Origin of the sequence: Micromonospora sp. WMMD967, assembly GCF_029626165.1 — a bacterium.
GTDB classification, from domain to species: domain Bacteria; phylum Actinomycetota; class Actinomycetes; order Mycobacteriales; family Micromonosporaceae; genus Micromonospora; species Micromonospora taraxaci.
On record NZ_JARUBK010000001.1, the window covers coordinates 6166582 to 6185219 of the forward strand.

13 protein-coding genes are annotated in these 18638 nt (G+C 72.3%); 3 read left to right on the top strand and 10 right to left on the bottom strand.

Annotated elements, in window-relative coordinates; all coding sequences use genetic code 11:
* Positions 1–189 precede the first annotated feature (189 nt).
* Entirely contained in the window at positions 190–3096 is a 2907-nt protein-coding gene (locus tag O7631_RS27695) for a glycoside hydrolase family 48 protein (RefSeq protein WP_278146978.1), read from the bottom strand.
* Between the two features lie 831 nt (positions 3097–3927).
* On the opposite strand from O7631_RS27695, the gene O7631_RS27700 reads away from it, so the two are divergent.
* Positions 3928–5271, top strand: a complete 1344-nt coding sequence (locus O7631_RS27700; RefSeq protein WP_278146979.1) for a GH1 family beta-glucosidase — start codon at positions 3928–3930, stop codon at positions 5269–5271.
* An 84-nt stretch (positions 5272–5355) separates the two neighbouring features.
* Here the strand turns inward: O7631_RS27700 and O7631_RS27705 are convergent, their stop codons facing one another.
* The 3 genes from O7631_RS27705 to O7631_RS27715 form a co-directional block, all read right to left on the bottom strand.
* Positions 5356–5769 carry a roadblock/LC7 domain-containing protein gene (locus O7631_RS27705; protein WP_196925059.1) on the bottom strand — a complete coding sequence of 138 codons (414 nt, stop codon included), beginning with the start codon at positions 5767–5769 and terminating at the stop codon, positions 5356–5358.
* Positions 5770–5774: 5 nt separating this feature from the next.
* A complete protein-coding gene (locus tag O7631_RS27710) occupies positions 5775–8306 on the bottom strand; it encodes a nitrate- and nitrite sensing domain-containing protein (RefSeq protein WP_278146980.1) in 2532 nt (843 codons plus the stop codon).
* A 99-nt stretch (positions 8307–8405) separates the two neighbouring features.
* A complete protein-coding gene (locus O7631_RS27715) occupies positions 8406–9818 on the bottom strand; it encodes an FGGY family carbohydrate kinase (protein ID WP_278146981.1) in 1413 nt (470 codons plus the stop codon).
* 206 nt (positions 9819–10024) lie between these two features.
* Here O7631_RS27715 and O7631_RS27720 point away from each other — a divergent pair, with 206 nt between their 5' ends.
* A complete protein-coding gene (locus tag O7631_RS27720; RefSeq protein ID WP_278146982.1) occupies positions 10025–11947 on the top strand; it encodes an anthranilate synthase family protein in 1923 nt (640 codons plus the stop codon).
* A gap of 85 nt (positions 11948–12032) precedes the next feature.
* On the opposite strand, the gene wrbA is transcribed toward O7631_RS27720, so the two are convergent.
* The 5 genes from wrbA to O7631_RS27745 form a co-directional block, all read right to left on the bottom strand.
* Positions 12033–12650, bottom strand: coding sequence for an NAD(P)H:quinone oxidoreductase (gene wrbA / locus O7631_RS27725; RefSeq protein ID WP_088988681.1), 618 nt, complete (start codon positions 12648–12650; stop codon positions 12033–12035).
* Positions 12651–12979: 329 nt separating this feature from the next.
* Positions 12980–13348 carry a DUF3037 domain-containing protein gene (locus O7631_RS27730; protein ID WP_278146983.1) on the bottom strand — a complete coding sequence of 123 codons (369 nt, stop codon included), beginning with the start codon at positions 13346–13348 and terminating at the stop codon, positions 12980–12982.
* Positions 13345–14106, bottom strand: a complete 762-nt coding sequence (locus O7631_RS27735; protein ID WP_278146984.1) for a HipA family kinase — start codon at positions 14104–14106, stop codon at positions 13345–13347. Before O7631_RS27735 ends, O7631_RS27730 begins: the two co-directional genes overlap by 4 nt.
* 33 nt (positions 14107–14139) lie before the next feature.
* Entirely contained in the window at positions 14140–14730 is a 591-nt protein-coding gene (locus O7631_RS27740; RefSeq protein ID WP_278146985.1) for a TetR/AcrR family transcriptional regulator, read from the bottom strand.
* A 179-nt stretch (positions 14731–14909) separates the two neighbouring features.
* Positions 14910–15302, bottom strand: a complete 393-nt coding sequence (locus tag O7631_RS27745) for a hypothetical protein (protein WP_278146986.1) — start codon at positions 15300–15302, stop codon at positions 14910–14912.
* 169 nt (positions 15303–15471) lie between these two features.
* On the opposite strand from O7631_RS27745, the gene O7631_RS27750 reads away from it, so the two are divergent.
* Entirely contained in the window at positions 15472–16581 is a 1110-nt protein-coding gene (locus O7631_RS27750; RefSeq protein WP_278146987.1) for a winged helix DNA-binding domain-containing protein, read from the top strand.
* Between the two features lie 7 nt (positions 16582–16588).
* Here O7631_RS27750 and malQ read toward each other — a convergent pair whose 3' ends face one another.
* Positions 16589–18547, bottom strand: a complete 1959-nt coding sequence (gene malQ, locus O7631_RS27755) for a 4-alpha-glucanotransferase (RefSeq protein WP_278146988.1) — start codon at positions 18545–18547, stop codon at positions 16589–16591.
* Positions 18548–18638: the final 91 nt, after the last annotated feature.

Here is an 18638-nt window from a genome sequence, read left to right on the forward strand (position 1 = left end):
CTGGGCTTTTTCGCAGAGGGCTCCAGTCCGGGCGGTGGGGTGGGCCAGCCGATCCGCTGCGTCGGCCAGATGGCCGGCCCACCCCGGCCTGACCGTGGGTGTCAGGCCGTCCCCCGGCCGGGGTCCGTCGTTCCCCGGACCCCGACCGAATCCCGGGGTGGGCGGTCCACGCCGCCCACCCCGGGTCGCTCAGCCGTTCGGGAACAGGCTGCCGTAGTCGGCGTACGCCATGGCGACGTCAGCCTGTGCCCAGAACCGGTGGTAGTTGAACTCGGGCTCCGGACCACCGTCCAGGTAGGCCTGCACCTTGGGCCAGTCCGGGTCGTTCTTGTAGAAGGACCGGATGTCGAGGAAGCTCTTGCCGGCGGCGATGGCGTCACCGTTCGGCATCTTCCCGGTCCACCCCGGCGGGACGTAGAGGCCCTGCCCGGTGGACGCGTTGTAGACGTCGTCGAAGCGCCGGTAGTCGCCACGCTTCTCGGTGGTGGAGACACCCTTGGCGTCGCTGGCGGCCGACAGCGCGTCGAGCAGCCCCTTGGCCGTGTCCTTCGCCGCCACGTTGCCCGACTTGGCCGCGTACGCGATCAGGATCCGGGCGTAGGCGGCGGTGACACCGACGTCCTGACCCTTGGTGATCACCTCGACGTGCAGGCCCGTGTTGGGCTGCGGGTTGGACGGGTTCCAGGTGGTCGGCTGACCGGTCCACGCCATGTCCGACGGGATCGACCAGTTGGTGCCGAGGGTGGTGTTGGCGATCGCCCACGGCACCCACTTGTCCAGCAGCGCCTTGGCCTTCGCGTTGCCGGTCTGCAGGTACAGCTCGGCGATGCGCTGCATCGACCAGGCCTGCATGCCGAACCACTGGTTCGACGGCGGGTCGTTGTAGACCGGGTCGACGTCGTAGAACATGCCGTAGAAGGTGCTGGTGCCGGCCGGCGGCTGGGCGTAGCTGCCGTCCCAGCTGTTGGTGGCACCGCCGGCGATGCCACCCTCGGCGGACTGCAACCAGGTGTAGAACTCCAGCTGCCGCTCGAAGCTCTTGGTCCAGTCGCTGGCGGCGGTCGACGACTTCGGTGCCAGCTCCGGGGTGTTGGTCAGCGCCCAGGCCGCGAACGGGTTCTGGTAACCGAAGTGGCTGTGGCTGGAGCCGATCCGCCAGGACCAGTTCTGGCTGGTGTCGTACGCGCCACCCCAGGCGTAGTACCAGGACAGCAGGTAGTGCGCCGAGTCCCGGCCGCTGCCGGCGGGGCAGGTGCTCGCCCCGACGCAGTTGCCGATCTTCTTGAAGTACTTGTCGAACATCGCGTACCGCAGGTAGTCGCCCATCTTGGCGGCCTTGGTGATGGTCGCCGCGACGTCGGCCTGCTTGTTCTGCGCCTTGGCCCAGGTCAGCGCCCAGTACGCGGCCTGCACGGCGCGGGCGTCGGCGTCCGGGGCGTTGGTGTACTTCCACTGCTTGGCGGGGGCGCCGGTGTCCTTGACGAACAGGTCGAGGTAGCCGTACTGACCGCCGTGCTTGAAGGTGTCGCAGGAGGGCTGCGGGACGGTCTCCCACACCGACTCCTGGGTGCCCCGCTGGAAGGTGTTGATGTAGGCGGGCTTGGTGGTGCCGTCACCGCAGCGGCCGAAGCCGTAGGTGTTGTCGACGTCCATCAGCCAGTGCATGCCGTAGATGTCGCCGGTGCCGTAGGTGGACTGCAACTCCGAGCGGAGCGGGTCCTGGCCGACGGAGACGTTCGGGTTCAGCGCCGAGGGGTACTGGCTGGGCAGGTTGTACTCCGCGGCGTACTGCGGGGTGCCCGCCGAGCCCGAAGTCGGCTGGTCGGCGTGCGTGGGGATGATGTACTTCTCCATCACCGTCCAGGCGTTGTTGAACGGTGCCCAGTTCTGGGTGACCTTGCCGTAGTAGGCCTCCAGCCAGAGCCAGAAGCTGAACGCCTCCGACGTGGTCTCGTGGCCGTGGTCGGGCGCCTCGACGATCAGCGTCTCCACCGAGTGGTACGGCACGCCCTCGGGGCTGAAGTAGCCCGAGTTCTTGATCTTGCCGTACTGCTCGAGGAACTTCGCGATGTAGGTGTTGTCGCCGCCCGGGGTGTCGTTGTCGATCTCGGTGGCGGTGACCGCCAGCGAGGCGAGACCGGTGGCGGAGGCGGTGATGGTGGCGGCGCCACCGGCGGTGTCGGCGTCCTCCGCCGCGGCGACCGTGACGGTGACCCCGGTGTTCCAGTTGCTCGAGGTCAGCGTGGCGGTGGTCGGCGAGACCGTGATGTCGGTGTCGCCGGTGCGGGTGAGGGTGACCGGCACACTGGCCGTCGGCGCGGCGCTGAGCTTCAGGTTGAAGGTGGCGGTGCCACCCTCGGCGACGCTCACCGCGGACGGGGTGGCGACCAGCGTCGGGCCGGTGGCGGCGCCGACGGTGAAGGCCTTCTCGTCGACCCCGATGCCGTTGGCGTTGTCGTAGGCCTTGGCCTGGACGGTGTAGCTGCCGGCCGGCAGGTCCTCCTGCGTGTAGGCGTACGGCGCGGAGGTGTCCGTGTTGATCAGCAGGCCGTTGCGGTAGAACTCGACCTTGCTGATCGTCCCGTCCGGGTCGCTGGCGGTGGCGGTCAGCGGCACGTCGGCCGGCGCGGTGAACGGGCCGGTCGGCAGGCCGAGCGAGACCGTCGGCGGCTGGTTGGCCGGGGTGCCGTTGCAGGGGGTGCCGTTCAGGGTGAACGACGTGGGCTTCGGGTTGGTCCCCGAGTGGGCGCCGTTGAAGCCGATGGTGGTGGAAGCCCCGGTGCCGAGGTTGCCGTTGTACGACTCGTTGGTCGCGGTGACCTCACTGCCGGACTGGCTGTACCGCGCCGACCAGCCCTGGGTGACCCGCTGGCCGCTGGTCGGGAAGGTCCACTTGAGCGTCCAGTTGCTGATCGGATCGCCCAGGTTCTTGATGGTCACGTTGGCGGTGAAGCCGGTGTTCCAGTCGTTGGTCGCGTAGACCACGTCGCAGGCCGGGGCGGCCTGTGCGGCACCGGCGGGCACTGTCACCCCGCCGACGGCGAGCAGCGCGGCGGCGGCGATCGCCACGCGGCGGCGTATTGCCAGTTGTCTCATGTGCGCGGTGTCTCCTCGGGCGAGGCCGGGATGATCCCGGCGGAGGCGCCGGCCCGCGAGGGTGGTGGTCCGCGGGTGTTGAGAGGCGCCGGGAAGGTGGCTCCCCGGGCCCGGCCGGGGTGGGTCGGTGCGGCCCGCACGGGAGGGGGTCCCGCCGGCCGCGATGGGGTGACCGTGACCGGACGTGGTGCTGCCGGCTGCCCTCGGTGGACCCGCACTCACGCGGTGTGGCTCCTGCCGCGTTGAATCGACAGTGTGCCATGGAAGCGCTCCCACAACAAGCCGGAACAGCTCCTTGTTTCGATCTTGTTTTGGGTCTTTCACAAAGGCGTGACGGGCGTTACAGTCGCAACATCGGTCGATGGGAGCGCTTCCATCGACAAGGTTCCAAGAAGAAGATCACCGGTGCCGCCTCCGGGCGGGGCCGGGGAACCCGACCGATGGCCGACGACGGGCCAGCCCGGACGCCGTCGTCAGCCATCGTCCCGCCACATGGAGGGAGGTGGAACCAGAGCCACTCGCGTGGCCCGGCTCCCGCGCGACACGCATGGCAGGACCCAAATTCCGCTTGCGTGTGTGCAGTTACGGTGGGGACGGGGGTTGCCCTCCCCCGTCCCCACACTAAACCCCCGTACACGATAGGAAAAGAGGCCGACGGGACAGGCGCGGTGCGCCGCCCGGACGGCCTCGTTCGCTGCTCGGGGCCATACCCGCCGCCACCCCGCCAGCCCCGCCCGTCAGGACGGACGGATGACCGGCAGGCCGCGTCTGCCCTATCATGGGAGCGCTCCCGAATCTTCGGCGGTGGCCCCGTATCCATGAGGAGAATCCATGTCGATACCTAATGGGCCCGCCGGCCCGCTGCGCTTCCCGGACGACTTCGGCTGGGGCGCGGCCACCTCGGCGTACCAGATCGAAGGCGCCGCCAAGGAAGACGGGCGCGGCGAATCGGTCTGGGACACCTTCAGCCGCGTCCCGGGGCGCACCCGCAACGGCGACACCGGCGACGTGGCCATCGACCACTACCACCGGTACGCCGAGGACCTCGACCTCATGCGCGACCTCGGGCTGCGCAGCTACCGCTTCTCCATCTCCTGGCCCCGGATCCAGCCCGACGGCACCGGGACGCCCAACCAACGTGGCCTCGACTTCTACCGCCGCCTGCTCGACGGCCTGCACGACCGCGGCATCACCCCGATGGCCACCCTGTTCCACTGGGACCTCCCCCAGGCCCTCCAGGACGCCGGCGGCTGGGAGTCCCGCGACACCTCCCAGCGCTTCGCCGACTACGCCGACCTGGTCTTCCACGCCCTCGGTGACCGGGTGCCGGTCTGGCTCACCGTCAACGAGCCCAAGACCGTGGTGCAGAACGGCTACCTCACCGGCCACCACGCCCCCGGCCGGCAGGACCCGGACGCCGCCTACCTGGTCGCCCACCACCTCCAGCTCGCGCACGGGCTCGCCGTCGCCGCGCTGCGGGCCAGCGGCAGCGACAGCCGGATCGGTCCCGCGTTCAACCTGCACCCCTGCTACCCCGCCGACGACTCCCCGCAGGCTGCCGCGGCCGCCCACCTGTACGACGGCTACGAGAACCGCCTGTACCTCGACTCCCTGCTCAAGGGCAGCTACCCGGAGGACGTGCTGGCCGACCTGGGCCCGCAGAGCCGGATGGTCCGGGGCATCCGCGACGGCGACCTGGCGATCATCTCCGCGCCCGTCGACCTGCTGGCCGTGCAGTACTACACGCCGATCTACGTCACCGCCGACGGCGGCACCGAACACCGCTGGGCGACCTCGGAGGCCGCGTGGCAGCAGATCTACCCCGAGGGGTTGTACGACCTCCTGACCCGGATCACCCGCGAGTACGGCCCGATCCCGCTCACCATCACCGAGAACGGGCTCCCCACGCCGGACACGCTGGCCGCCGACGACACCGTCCAGGACACGGGTCGGATCAGCTTCCTGCGCGACCACCTCGCCGCCGCACACCGGGCCATCGCCGACGGCGTGCCGCTGGAGAGCTTCCACGTCTGGTCACTGCTGGACAACTTCGAGTGGGACGCGGGCTACGACCAACGCTGGGGCCTGGTCTACGTGGACTACGCGACCCAGCGGCGGGTGCTCAAGAGCAGCGCCACCTGGTACCGCTCCGTCATCGCCGACGGCGGCTTCTGAAACGCGCCGGCACCCGGACGACCGGGCCCGGACGGCTCGACTCTCGAGATGAGCCGGTGATCGTCCGGGCCTCGGCCACCGCACTCAGCGCGGCAGCGCCTGCTGCAACTCCGCCCGCAGCGCCGGGGTGAGCATCTCCCCCGCCTGCTTGGCCAACCGGGCCATCTCGTAGCCCACCACGCCGATGTCCGCGTCACCGGCGGCCAACGTGGCCAGGATCGAACCGTCGCGGATCTGCATCACCAGGAAGTAGCCGCGGCCCATCTCGACCACCGTCTGCTTGACGACATCCCCGTCGAACATCGAGGCCGCGCCCGCGGTGATGCTCATCAGCCCGGAGGTCACCGCGGCGAGCTTGTCCGCGTTGTCCCGCGGCAGATGGTCGGAGATCGCCACCAACAAACCGTCGGACGAGACCACCACCGCGTGCGCCACACCCGGCACCCGCTCCGCGAACGCGCTCACCAGCCAGCTCAGGTCACGCGCCTCCTGGCTCAACGTCGTCACTGTCGTCGTCCCCCTTCGTCGTGCCCCCCGGACGGTGGCACGGGTATCTCGGTGGTGTCCTCGGCCTCGGCGCGCCGCACTCCGCTGTAGAGCCGGGAGAGCATGCCGCCGACCGCCTCCGGGTCCGGGTCGGTGCGGATCGGTGCCGCAGTCGGTTGGGCCGAGCGGGTGACCGCGCTCAACTGTGCCATCGGCACCCGCACCGGCAGCCCCCGCTCGTTCGTACCGGCCGTGACCGGCACTGCCGGTGGCATCCCCGACGCGGGGACGATCGGCGCGGACGGGCCGGGGCCCTGCCGCGACCACCAGCCCCCGCCGGCGTCCCGACCGCCGGCCGGGGCCAACACGTCCTCGGCGCGCACCGGCACCGGACGGGCCTGACGCGGCACGGCGGCGGCCGGTGGCCGACCGGCGACCGGCAGGTCCCGCGCCGCCACGCCCACCCCGGAGGCGTGGGCCTCGGGCTGCCGGACCACGCCCCGCGCGGCGCCCGTCGCCAGCATGCGGGCCGGCGCGGGCAGATCCGCCTGCACCGCGCCCGCCGGAGCGAGCATCGCCGCGGGCAACGCGAGCCGGGCGACCAGACCGCCCTGGTGGTCGTCCAACCTGACCCGTACGCCCAGCCGTGCGGCCAGGTGACTGACCACGAAGAGGCCCATCCGCTCCACCGTCGCGACGTCCGCGGCCGGAGGGCTGGCCAGCACCGCGTTCGCCTCGGCCAGCGCGGTCGGGCTCATCCCCAGGCCACGGTCGGCGATCTCGACCAGGGCGGTCGCGGCGTCGACCCGCGCCGTCACCACCACCGTCGTGTCCGGACGGGAGAAGGCGGTGGCGTTCTCCAGCAGCTCCGCCAGCATGTGCACCAACTCGCCGACGGCGTGCCCGACCACGTACACGTCGGCCACCGCGTCGATCCGGACCCGCTGGTACTGCTCGATCTCCGCGGCGGCGGCCAGCAGCACCGCACCGAGGCCGACGGGCCGGTTCCACCGGCGGGTCGAATCCGTGCCGGCGAGCACCAGCAGGCTCTCGTCGTTACGCCGCATCCGGGCGGCCAGGTGGTCGAGTTTGAACAGGTTCTCCAGCTGGTCCGGGTCGCTCTCCTCGCGCTCCAGGTCGTCCAGCAGCTCCAGCTGCCGCTCCACCAGCACCTGGCTGCGGCGGGCCAGGTTGACGAACATGGCGTTGACGTTGCGCCGCATGAGTGCCTGCTCGACGGCGACAGTGACGGCGCTGCGGTGCACCGCTACGAACGCCTCCGCCAGCTCACCGATCTCGTCGAGCGAGCGGACCACCGCCGGCGCGACCTCGATGCCCGGCACACCACCGGTGACGGTCTTCAGGCGGTCCAGGGCGTCCGGCAGCTCGACCTGCGCGATCCGGAGCGCCTGGCTCCGCAGCAACCGCATCGAGCGGGCGACCGACCGGCCGACGAGCAGGGAGATCAGCAGGGCGACCAGCAGGACCGCGACGACACCGCCGACCACCAGCAGGGTGGCCCGTAGCTGCTCGCTGCTGGCGTCGTCGGCCTGTCGTACGGCGTCGTCCAGCACACCCGCCTCGAGCTGGCGCAGCAGCTCCTGACGCTGCTCGCTGGCCGACCACCACTGCTCCGAGGGCAGCACCTCCGGCGACGCGGTGCCACCGGGGAGGCTGCGCTCCTCCAACTGGGTGGCGACCAGGAACATCGGGGTGACGGAGGTTTCGTCGTACCGGCGGATCTGGTCGGACGTGGCAGCCACCCGGAACGCGCTGAGCGCGGTCAGCTGCTGGCCGCGCAGATCGCTGAGGATCACCCGGTCCTCGGTGCCGTACGTGCCGGCGCGACCGGCGGCGTAGAGCTGGGCCCGCACCCGGGAGGAGAGTTCCTTGACCCGGGCCAGTTGGACGTAGCGCAGCACCGCGTCGTTCAACGCCGACTGCCCCTGACCGGGGGTCGGCTCGGCGAGCAGGTCCAGCAACGCGCCGACAGCCCGGTGGTAGTTGCTCAGGATGGTCTCGTTGCTGAGCACCGCCGGCGGGATCGCCGGCCGGATGTCGATCACCTGGTCGTACGCCTCGAGCGCCTCGGAGAACGCGACCCGCCAGGACGCGTCGGCGTCGGCCAGCGGCTCGGCCGCCCGGCTCAGGTCCACGATGGCCCGGTCGGTGGCCGTCTGCAACGGCTTCAGGTTCGCCGCCGCGGCCGCCCGGTCGCCGCCCCTGCGCAGCTCACCCAACTCGCCCGCCGAACGGTCGCGCTCCTGCTGCAGCTGGTGCACCGCCGCGGTGATCTGTCGGCCGATGCCGACCTGACGGGAGAAGTCGTTGAGCGCTGTCGTCCGCCCCACCAGGGCGCTGGTCTGCACACCGGCGAGCAGCAGGAACGCCATCGACGGCACCACCAGCACGGTGGCGAGCTTCGTGCTCATCCGCCAGTCGCGCAGCCGGAACGGAGACCGTCGCCGATGCGGTACCACCCGGACATCGAAGCGGCGCCGGCGATGGTTCGACACCGCGCCGTTCGCCGGCTCGGGACCTGCCGCCACCCTGCCTCCTCCGTGCTACCGCGTCCGCCGCGGTCCGGGGAGCGCAGTCCATCCAACCAGGCTTGGTTGGACTGTCAACGGTTTGGGCTGAGCGGTGGTTCAGGAAGGATACTGCGGGTGGGAACGTCCTGCCGTGGTCGGTAGTACCAGCTCGTCCGTCCGGCCGATGTCGGCGAGGTCGATCGCGTCACCGAACCGGCCGAGCGCCACCAGCGCGGCCCCGGTGGCGCCGATCTCCGGGTTGCGTTGGTGCGACACCGGGCGCGGTGCGAGCGCGGCGGCGAAAGCCTGCCGCCACCACACCGATGCCGCCACCGCACCCCCACCGAGCACCACACCCACCGGTTTGTCGATGGTGGACTCCAGCACCCCGAGATCGTCGGCGACCAGATCACACAGCCCCTGCATCAGCCCGGCCAGGATGTCCACCGCTGTGGTGCTGAAGCTGAGGCCGCGCAGCTCGCCGGTGCCCGCCGGCGCCAGGCCGGGTGCCCGGTCACCGCCGAACCGGGGGTCGGCCGGTCGGCCACCGCCGGTCGGCACCAGCGCCAGCGCCGCGTCCAGCTCCGCACCCCGGGGCAACCGCAGCTCCCGGTCCGCCCAGGCGAACAGGTTGCCGCCACAGGCGTACGCCGCTCCCGTCACCACGTGGTCATGGTCGACCCGGTAACGCCAGAGCCGCTCGGGGAGCCGGGGCATCGGCTCACCGGCCGGGATCCGCTGCATCAGCCGTACGGCCGCGGAGGTGCCCACGGTGACGGCGACCCGGCTCGGGTCGACGCAGCCCGACCCGACGTTCGACGCACCGCCGTCGCCGACGGGTGGTGACCAGCGCGCCTGGGCCAGCTGCGGCCAGCGCCCGGCCAGGTCGGCGCGGAGCCGGCCGTGCCAGTCCAGCGCGCCGAGCGACGGCAGGTCCTCCGGACGCGTCCCGGCCAGCGTCAGCGCCTCCTCGTCCCACCGCAGGGTGCGCAGGTCCAGCAGACCGGTCCCGGAGGCCTGGGAGACCGACATGGGCGCCGTGTCGAGCAGCTCGCCCAGCAGGTACTCGGGCAGACCGACGAACCGGGAGATCGAGGTGCCGGACTGCTCGCGCAGCCAGGGCAGCCGCATCGACCAGTAGGAGCGGTGCCACCAGCAGCCGGTGCGCTGGTGGAAGCCGTCCGGGTCGGCCGGGCCCGCCGTACCGCCCGTCGGCGCGGGCCGGGTGTCCAGCCAGGTGATCACCGGGCCTAGCGGCGCGCCGTCGCGGCCCAGCGGGAGCACCGAGTGCCACTGCGCGGAAACCGCCACCAGGTCCACGTCGTGCAGGTGGCCCGCCTCGGCCAACTCGTCCAGACACTCGACCAACGAGGCGAGATAGTCGGGAGCGGAGAGCGTGCCGGTCCCGTCGTCGCCGATGGCGAGTTCCACCTTGCGCCGGGCCAGGGCGCCGGGCAGCGGTCGGGTGTCCCCGTCCAGCACCAGGCCTCGGACCGAGGAGGTGCCCAGATCGAGCGCGAGAATGTTCATCGCCGGTCAAGTTACCCGGTGCGAACCGGGCGACGGGCGCGTAAGGTGGATCACATGCTCGCGCATCTGACTAGTTGGTGGCCCGCCGACCCGGCGGCCACCTCCCGCGCGTAGCTTCATCCACGCGGCCGCCCTCCAGGCGGCTGCCGGATCTCCCGGCCGGATGACCGCCACAACGGCGGCGCCGAGCCCGACGGAGACTCCCGATGACCCACCTGACCGACCTGCTCACCGCCATCGTCAGCGGTGTCGACCCCGGCCCCTTCGCCCTGCTGCGCCGTGAGGGCGCGGACGAGCTGGAGCTGTTCACCGGCACTGTCGACACTGTCGAACGGCTCGCGGACATCCCGCTGACGCCCGGCACGTCGGGACCGCAGACGCTGGCCCTGGTGCCGTACCGGCAGATCTCCGAGCGCGGCTTCGCCTGCGTCGACGACGGTGCCCCGCTGGAGTGCCTCCGGATCCGCGACCACGGACGGATCGCCCTGGCCGACGCCCTGGCCGTGCTGCCCGACGAGCGGGTCCGCACCGCCGACGCCGCGTTCGACATCACCGACGAGGACTACTCGCGGACCGTGCACCGGGTGCTCGCCGACGAGATCGGCCGGGGCGAGGGCGCGAACTTCGTCATCCACCGCACCATGCACGCCACCGTGCAGGGTCCACCGCTGGTGGCGGCGCTGGCCGCGCTGCGCCGGCTGCTGGTCGCCGAACGAGGCGCGTACTGGACGTTCGTGGTGCACACCGGCGCCCGTACACTGGTCGGCGCGAGCCCGGAGCGGCACGTCAGTGTCGACGACGGGCTGGTGATGATGAACCCGATCAGCGGCACCTTCCGGCGGGCCGGCGACACCCCGGACCGGGAGGCGCTGCTGCGGTTCCTCGCCGACCCGAAGGAGGTCGAGGAGCTGTACATGGTCCTCGACGAGGAGCTGAAGATGATGGCCACCGTCGCCGAACACGGCGGCCAGGTGATCGGCCCGTACCTGAAGGAGATGTCGCACCTGGCGCACACCGAGTACCTGCTCGCCGGGCAGAGCACCCGGGACGTGCGGGAGGTGCTGCGCGAGACGATGTTCGCGCCGACCGTCACGGGCAGCCCGATGGAGAACGCCTGCCGGGTGATCGCCCGGCACGAACGCCGGGGGCGGGGCTACTACTCGGGCGTGCTGGCCCTGGTCGGCCACGACGAGGCCGGCCGGCAGACCCTCGACGCCCCGATCCTGATCCGTACCGCCGAGATCTCCCCCGCCGGTCGGCTGCGGGTGCCGGTGGGCGCCACGCTGGTGCGGCATTCGACGGCGGCCGGTGAGGTGGCCGAGACGCACGCCAAGGCCGCCGGTGTGCTGGCCGCCCTCGGCCTCGGCCCGGCGGCGCCCGACCGCGGGCGCGAGCCGGTCGCGCGACTGGCCGACGACCCGGAGGTACGCGACGCGCTGGCCAGGCGCAACGCGCCGCTGGCACGGTTCTGGCTGGACCAGCGGTCACCGGACGCGCCCAAGCTTCCCGGGCTGGTGGGTCGTCGAGCGTTGATCGTGGACGCCGAGGACACCTTCACCGGGATGCTGGCCCACCAACTCGGGGCGTTGGGTCTGGAGGTGACCACGCGCCCATGGCACGCCAGCGGCTCCGTCGACGGGTACGACCTGGTGGTGGCCGGCCCCGGGCCGGGTGACCCGGGCAGCCAGGACGAGCCGAAGATGATGGCGGTACGCGAACTTCTGAGCGGGTTGCTGGCGAGCGGTCGTCCCACCCTCGCGGTCTGCCTCGGGCACCAGGTGCTGTCCGGGTTGTTGGGGCTGCCGCTGCACCGCAGGGACGCGCCGTACCAGGGGTTGCAGCGGGAGGTGCCGCTGTTCGGCGGGACCCGGCGGGTCGGGTTCTACTCGACGTTCACCGCACGTGCGGAGACCGACCGGCTGGACACCGCGTACGGGCCGGTGGAGCTGGCCCGGGACCCGGGTGACGGCGCCGTGCACGCCCTGCGGGGGCACGGCTTCGCCGGGGTGCAGTTCCACCCCGAGTCGGTGCTCAGCCCGGACGGGCTCGCTGTGCTGACGGAGCTGTTGAGTGACCTGCTGCCGGCGCCGCGCCCGGACGAGCTGTCCGCGACCGGCGGACGCGCATAGTCGTTGCGCCTCGGGGTAGGGCTGGATCGACCGGTGGCGCGGACGGGCCGAGAGCCCCCGCCCGCGCCACCGGTCGCTCCCGGCGTCAGCTGCCCAGGCCCGCCTTCAACGCGGCCCCGAGCTGCACCGCCCGCCGGGCGGTGAGCGCGCAGGCACCCAGCGCCACGGCGTCCGGGGCGATCTCGCCGTTGTTGCTCGTGTGCGAAGGGCCGTAGGGGTTGCCGGCGATGAACTGGCTGCTGTCGGTGTAGCCGGGGGTCACCACGACACCGCCCCAGTGGTAGAAGACGTTGAACAGCGAGGTCAACGTGGTCTCCTGCCCGCCGTGCGAGGTCGCCGTCGAGGTGAAGGCGGAGTAGACCTTGTTGGCCAGCGCGCCCTGGGCCCAGAGCGGGCCGGTGGTGTCGATGAACTGCTTCAGCTGGGCGGCGATCATGCCGTACCGGGTCGGCGCGCCGAGGATCACCACGTCGGCCCAGGCCAGGTCGTCGATCATCGCCTCGGGCACGTCCTGGGTCTCCAGGTGGTGCGCCTGCCAGCCGGAGTTGGAGCGGATCGCCTCGTCCGGCGCCAACTCGCGCACCTTACGCAGCCGCACGTCCGCGCCGGCGTCTCCGGCGGCCTCGCACACTGCCTGCGCCATCTGGTACGTGATGCCGGTCGCGCTGTAGTAGATCACCGCTACCTTGGTCTGGGCAGCCATCAGATGTTTCCCCTAACTCGTCGCGGTTTCAGCTCCCGCGACTACCCGATCGACGCGCCCTCTAACGGCAGCGCGCGAGGGTTCTCACCGATCGATCCGCCGGGCTCAAGTTTTCCGCAACTTCCGGATGGTTACGGCCCTGCGCCCCACCCGGGCAGCGATCCTGATGTCACCGGTGCCGGCGGCAACGAGCCGCCGCCCCGCACCGAGCACCTGAACGGGGGATCGCGCTCCGCCACCAACGGCGCTGGCGTAGCGCGATCAGGGGTCGTCGAATGTGCTCGGTGCCGCGACCGGCGGTCAGATGTGCTCGGTGCCGCGACCGGCAGTCAGTGGACCAGAGTCGCCAGCAGCCGCTCCAGCTCGGCCGCCGGGTCGGCGGTGAGCCCGGTGTGCACCGGCCCCGCCTGGATCATCGTGCTGCGCGGCGCCACCAGCCAGTGGAACCGCTCGCCGAGCCGCATTCGGGTCGCCGGCCCGTCACCGGAGCAGGTCCGGTCCCAGGAGCCGAGCGCGGCGGCCACCGCGGGCAGGTCGACATCGGGGGCCAGTGCGCGCACCCGGTCGGCGTCCAGGTGCGTACGCGCCCCCAGGAAGTCGCGCTGCTGGCAGTAGAGCAGCACCCCGACGTTGATCTGCTCGCCGCGCTCGATGCGGGGCACCAGCCGGATCAGCGCGTACTCGAAGGGTTGTCTCATGCCGGGCCTCCCTGCGGCAGCCAGTCGGCGGTGCTGGCGACCCGGGCGGACAGGTGGTTGCGGTAGGCGGCCCGCGCCTCGTCGGCCGTCTCGAAGTCGGCAGCTGTCAGCCACTCGTCGGGCACCAGGGCCAGCACCTCGGTGAGCAGGTCCGGGGTGACCCGTGGGGCCAGGTCGGCGTCGGCCTCGGCGAGCCCGTCGGCGTACGGGGCGAGCACGTGGTCCTCGGCGCCGCGGTAGGCACGGTGCACGGCGGCCTCGGCGCGCGGCCAGTTGTGGTGGAAGTAGAGGGAGGCACCGTGGTCGATGAGCCACAGCTCCCGATGCCACACCAGCAGGTTGGGGTTGCGCCAGCTCCGGTCGACGTTCTCCACGTACGCGTCGAACCAGAGCACCCGCGACGCCAGCTCCGGGTCGACGGGGTGCGCCATCGGGTCGAAGCCCAACGCCCCGGGCAGGAAGTCCATCCCCAGGTTCGCGCCGCCGCTGTTGCGCAGCAGTTCCTGCACCTCCTGGTCGGGTTCGGCCCGCCCGATCACCGGGTCGATGTCGAGCACCACCAGCGGCGGCACGCGCAGTTCCAGACGGCGGGCCAGCTCACCGCAGATCACCTCGGCGACGAGCGCCTTGGGCCCCTGCCCGGCGCCCCGGAACTTCGCCACGTACGTGCCGAGGTCGTCGGCCTCCACGACGCCCGGCAGCGAGCCGCCCTCGCGGAGCGGGGTGACGTAGCGGATCGCGGTGACCTGGCGGAGCACGTGATCAACCTTACTGTGAACGTCGTTGTCGGCTCACCGTGGTTGCTGGAGTCCGCGCAGGAGCAGGTCGACGAGCCGGCGGGGGTCGTACGCCGGGTCGTTGTTCCGGCCGATGCAGAGGTTGCCGATGCCGCGCATCAGCTCGTAGGGGCCCGTGCCGGGGATGATCTCGCCGGCGTCGGCAGCGGCGTCGAGCAGTTGCGCGCAGACCGGCACGAGCCGGTCGACGAAGTAGGTGTGCAGCGCGTCGAAGCCGCCGGTGTCCGATTGCAGCGCGTTGGCCAGCCCGTGCTTCGTCACCAGGAAGTCGGTGAAGAGGTCGACCCACTGGCGGAGTGCGGCCAGGGGTGAGGCGGCGGTCGCCAGCAGGGTCGGGCCGGCCTCGGCGCAGGCCTCGACCTGGTGGCGGTAGACGGCGACGACGAGGTCGGCCCGGGTCGGGAAGTGCCGGTAGATCGTCCCGATGCCGACCCCGGCCCGGGCCGCGATCTCCCGGATCGGCGCGTCGACGCCGGAGGTGACGAACACCGCTGCGGCGGCGGTGAGGAGCGTCTGCTGGTTGCGCAGCGCGTCGGCCCGTTTGCCACGGGCCGGCACCTCCGGGGACTGACTCGTCGCCGACACCGGCGCTCCTTCCACCCAGACGATCGGAACAGATGTTAGTGGAACAGTGATCCGATTCGACTGTAGCGGACGCAGGGGGCGCCGGCCTCGGGTGCCGACGCGATCGGACCGGCCAGGTCCACGCAGCACCGGTGTGGGGGCCAGCGGCACGCCCTGGCCCCCACCCCGCCGGGTCGATGTCAGTCGAGCTTGTCGCGCAGATTGTCGACCTGGGTCTGCAGGCGGTCCACCGCGTTCTCGTTGTTGACGAACGTGGTGATCCCCGCGGCCAGACCCAGCCCGATCAGCACGGCCAGGATGCTGAGCACCAGGCCTCCGATCGACACGCCACGACCGGTGACCCCGGGTCGGCGTGCCATCTTCAGGCCGACGATGCCGAGGATGATCCCGATGATGCCGAGCACCAGCCCCAGCCAGGCGAGGATCGCCGTCAACACGCTGAACAGACCGGCCACCCCGAACACCAGGGCGAAGGTCGCCGCGGCGCTCGTCTTCGCGTGGGCGTCCCCCCGATGGCTCCGGGATCCGGCCGTTACGCCGGCGCCCCGGGCCGGCTCGCTTGCGGCAGTCATGAGGCTCCCCTCCGTACGCGCGGCGCGCGCACTGTCGGGTGACCGCCTTCCCACCGGTTCGGCCGTTATGCCACCTGACCAGGGCGTGCTGCTGACGGAGGGCCGCGACCGGGGCACCGCTGTCGGACGGTTGTCCTACCCTGGCGCGACGGCCCGGGAGAGGAGTTCGATGAGCGGAGAACTCACGGCATCCGAAGCGCTCGCCTTGCGGATGACGAGCCTGCTGCTGCGCCCGCACCCGAGCACCCGACCCGGCACCGTCGCCGACGTGGTGCAGTGGTTCGGCGCCATGCAGGCACAGGACCTGGCGAGCGGCCTGTGGTCGCTGGGCGCCCGGCTGCCCGCGCAGACGGTCGCCGACGTGCAGGCGGCACTGGAGCGCCGCGAGGCACTGCGCACCTGGCCGATGCGGGGCACCGTGCACCTCGTTCCGCCCGCCGACGCCCGCTGGATGCTGGAGCTGACCGGCGTACGCTCGCTCTCCGGCTCGGCGACCCGGCGCGCGCAGCTCGGTCTCACCGAGGCCGACGAGGGCCGCGCGATGGACGTGCTCGGCGCGGCGCTGGCCGGCGGCGGCCGACTCACCCGCGCCCAGTGCCTCGCCACCCTGCGCGAGGCCGGCATCGGCACCGACGGGCAACGCGGCTACCACCTGCTGTGGTCCGCGAGCGTGCGCGGGGTGACCTGCGTGGCCCCGAACGTCGGCACCGAACAGACCTTCGCCCTGCTCGACGAGTGGGCGCCCGAGTCACGCCGGCTGGAACGCGACGAGGCCCTGGCAGTGCTCGCCCACCGCTACGTCCGTGGCCACGGGCCGGTCACGGCCCGCGAGTTCGCCGGCTGGAGCGGCCTCACGTTGACCGACGCGCGGCGCGGCCTGGCCGCCGCCGAGAGCGCGCTGACCACCGTACGGGTCGACGGCGAGCCGATGTCCGTAGACGCGGCACTGGCCGACCAGCCGCGCGTGCCGCTGGACGACGTGCTGGTGCTGCCCGGCTTCGACGAGTACCTGCTCGGCTACCGGGATCGCCGGCTGATGCTCGACAGTGCCCACCAGCAGGCCGTCGTGCCCGGGAACAACGGCATCTTCCAGGCCACTGTGGTCCGTGCGGGTCGGGTCGTCGGTGTGTGGAAGCGCAAGATCGGCCGCACCGCGGTCACCGTGACCATCCAACCGCTCACGACACTCGACGCCCCCGCGCGGGGCCGGGTGGAGGAGGCGTTGGGGCGGTACGCGGACTTCCTCGGGCTGCCTCCCCGCATCGACTGGCCGGCGTGACCCGACGTCAATCCCGGTCGGCCCGTCGCGGACGGGCGGTGCTGAGCAGCTCGACGATCCGGGCCACCCGGGGGTCCGTGCGGATCTCCGCGACGGTCGCCGGCAGCGGCAGCCGCCAGTTCGGGTACTCGTCCACGGTGCCCGGCATGTTGGGCTGGCGCACCTCGCCCAGCACGTCGTAGAGGGAGACGCCGAGCAACCGGGTGGGGCTGGCCGCGAGCGCCGCGTGCATCGCCACCACCACCTCCTCGTCGGAGGTCTCCGCCGGATCGGGCAGCAGACCTTCCGCGCGCAGCATGTCCACCAGCCGCTCGCGGTCCGTGGCGGCCCGGGCCTGCTCGACCGCCACGTCGGTGCCGAGCAGCTTCAACTCGTCGCGCACCCGCACATGCTCGCCGGTCAGGAAGCCCGGCGCGGTGGGCAGGTCGTGCGTCGAGATCGTGGCCAGCGCGTTGCGCGGCCAGCGGGCCGGCGGGACGAACGCGCCGTCGTCGTCGCGCGCGAACCACAGCACCGTCGATCCGAGCATGTTGCGCCCGCGCAGCCCTCGGGTCACCGCCGGTTGGACGGTGCCGAGGTCCTCACCGACCACCACCGCTCCGGCCCGGTGCGCCTCCAGCGCCAGGATGCCGAGCATCGCGTCGGCGTCGTAGCGCACGTAGGTGCCCTCCGCCGCCCCGGCGCCCGGCGGCACCCACCACAGCCGCCACAGACCGGCGACGTGGTCGACCCGCAGGCCACCCGCATGCCGCAGGGTGCGGCGCAGCATGTCCCGATAGGCGGCGTACCCGGTGGCGGCGAGCCGGTCCGGCCGCCAGGCGGCCAGGCCCCAGTCCTGGCCGAGCTGGTTGAAGTCGTCCGGTGGCGCGCCGACCCGCACACCCTGGGCCAGCACGTCGGCGAGCTGCCAACCGTCGGCACCGCCGGGGTCGATGCCGACGGCCAGGTCGTGCACCACGCCGACCGGCATCCCGGCCGCCCGGGCGGCCACGGTGACGGCGTCGAGCTGCTCGTCGCACAGCTGCTGCAACCAGGCGTGGACGTCGACCCGGTCGGCGAGCTGCCGACGCTGCTCGGCGACCGCCGGGGAATCCGGGTGGTGCAGAGCCTCCGGCCAGGCACGCCAGTCGTTGCCGTGCCGCTCGGCGAGCGCGCACCAGGTGGCGTAACTGGCCAGCGCCGGGTCCGCGCCGAGGTCGACCGGCTGGGCGTACGGGTGCAGCAGCTCCAGCGCGTGTCGCTTGGCGTCCCACACCTGGTCGTAGTCGATCAGCTCGCCACGGTCGGGGCGCAGGGCGTCCACCACCGCACGGGTCGCCGGGTCGGCCGCCCGGTACGCGGCGGTGTCACTGACCCGCAGGTAGAGCGGGTTGACGAAGCGTCGACTGGCCGGCGAGTAGGGCGAGGCGGCGACCGGGTGCGCCGGCCCGACGGCGTGCAGCGGGTTGAGCAGCACCAGCCCCGCACCGGTCTCACCGGCCCAGCTGGTGACGTCGGCGAGGTCACCGAGGTCACCCATGCCCCAGGAGCGCTCGGAGGTGAGCGCGTAGAGCTGGAGCATCCAGCCCCAGGTGCGCGGAGGCACCGGCAGTCGGCGCGGCACCACCACGAGCGTCGCCTCCCGGTCGGCGCAGGCCAACCGGTGCCAGCCCAGGGGCAGGTCCGCCGGCAGCTCGCCGTCGACAGCGCGTCGACCGCCGTCCTCAAGGGTCACGACCCCGGCGCCGGGCAGCGCCCGGGCCGTGCCGTGGGTGAGCACCACCGTCGGTGGCAGCGCGTCGCGGTCGACCGCGCGGGCCGCGGCGAGCGCGTCCGCGATGGCCGCCGGGCTGGTGGCGTCCACGCCGAGCAGGCCGAGCACACCCACCACGGTCTCCGGTGCGACATCGACGCGGCGGTGCCGCCAGTCCTCATACCAGGTGGACACGCCGTGCGCGTTCGCCAGCGCGGCCAGTCGTCGGTTCATCCCGTCCCCCGCCTCACGACGCGACCTCCGACCACCTTGCCACGAGCGGGCCCGCGGCGCAGGACACGGCGAGGGCCGGCGGGTGAACCCG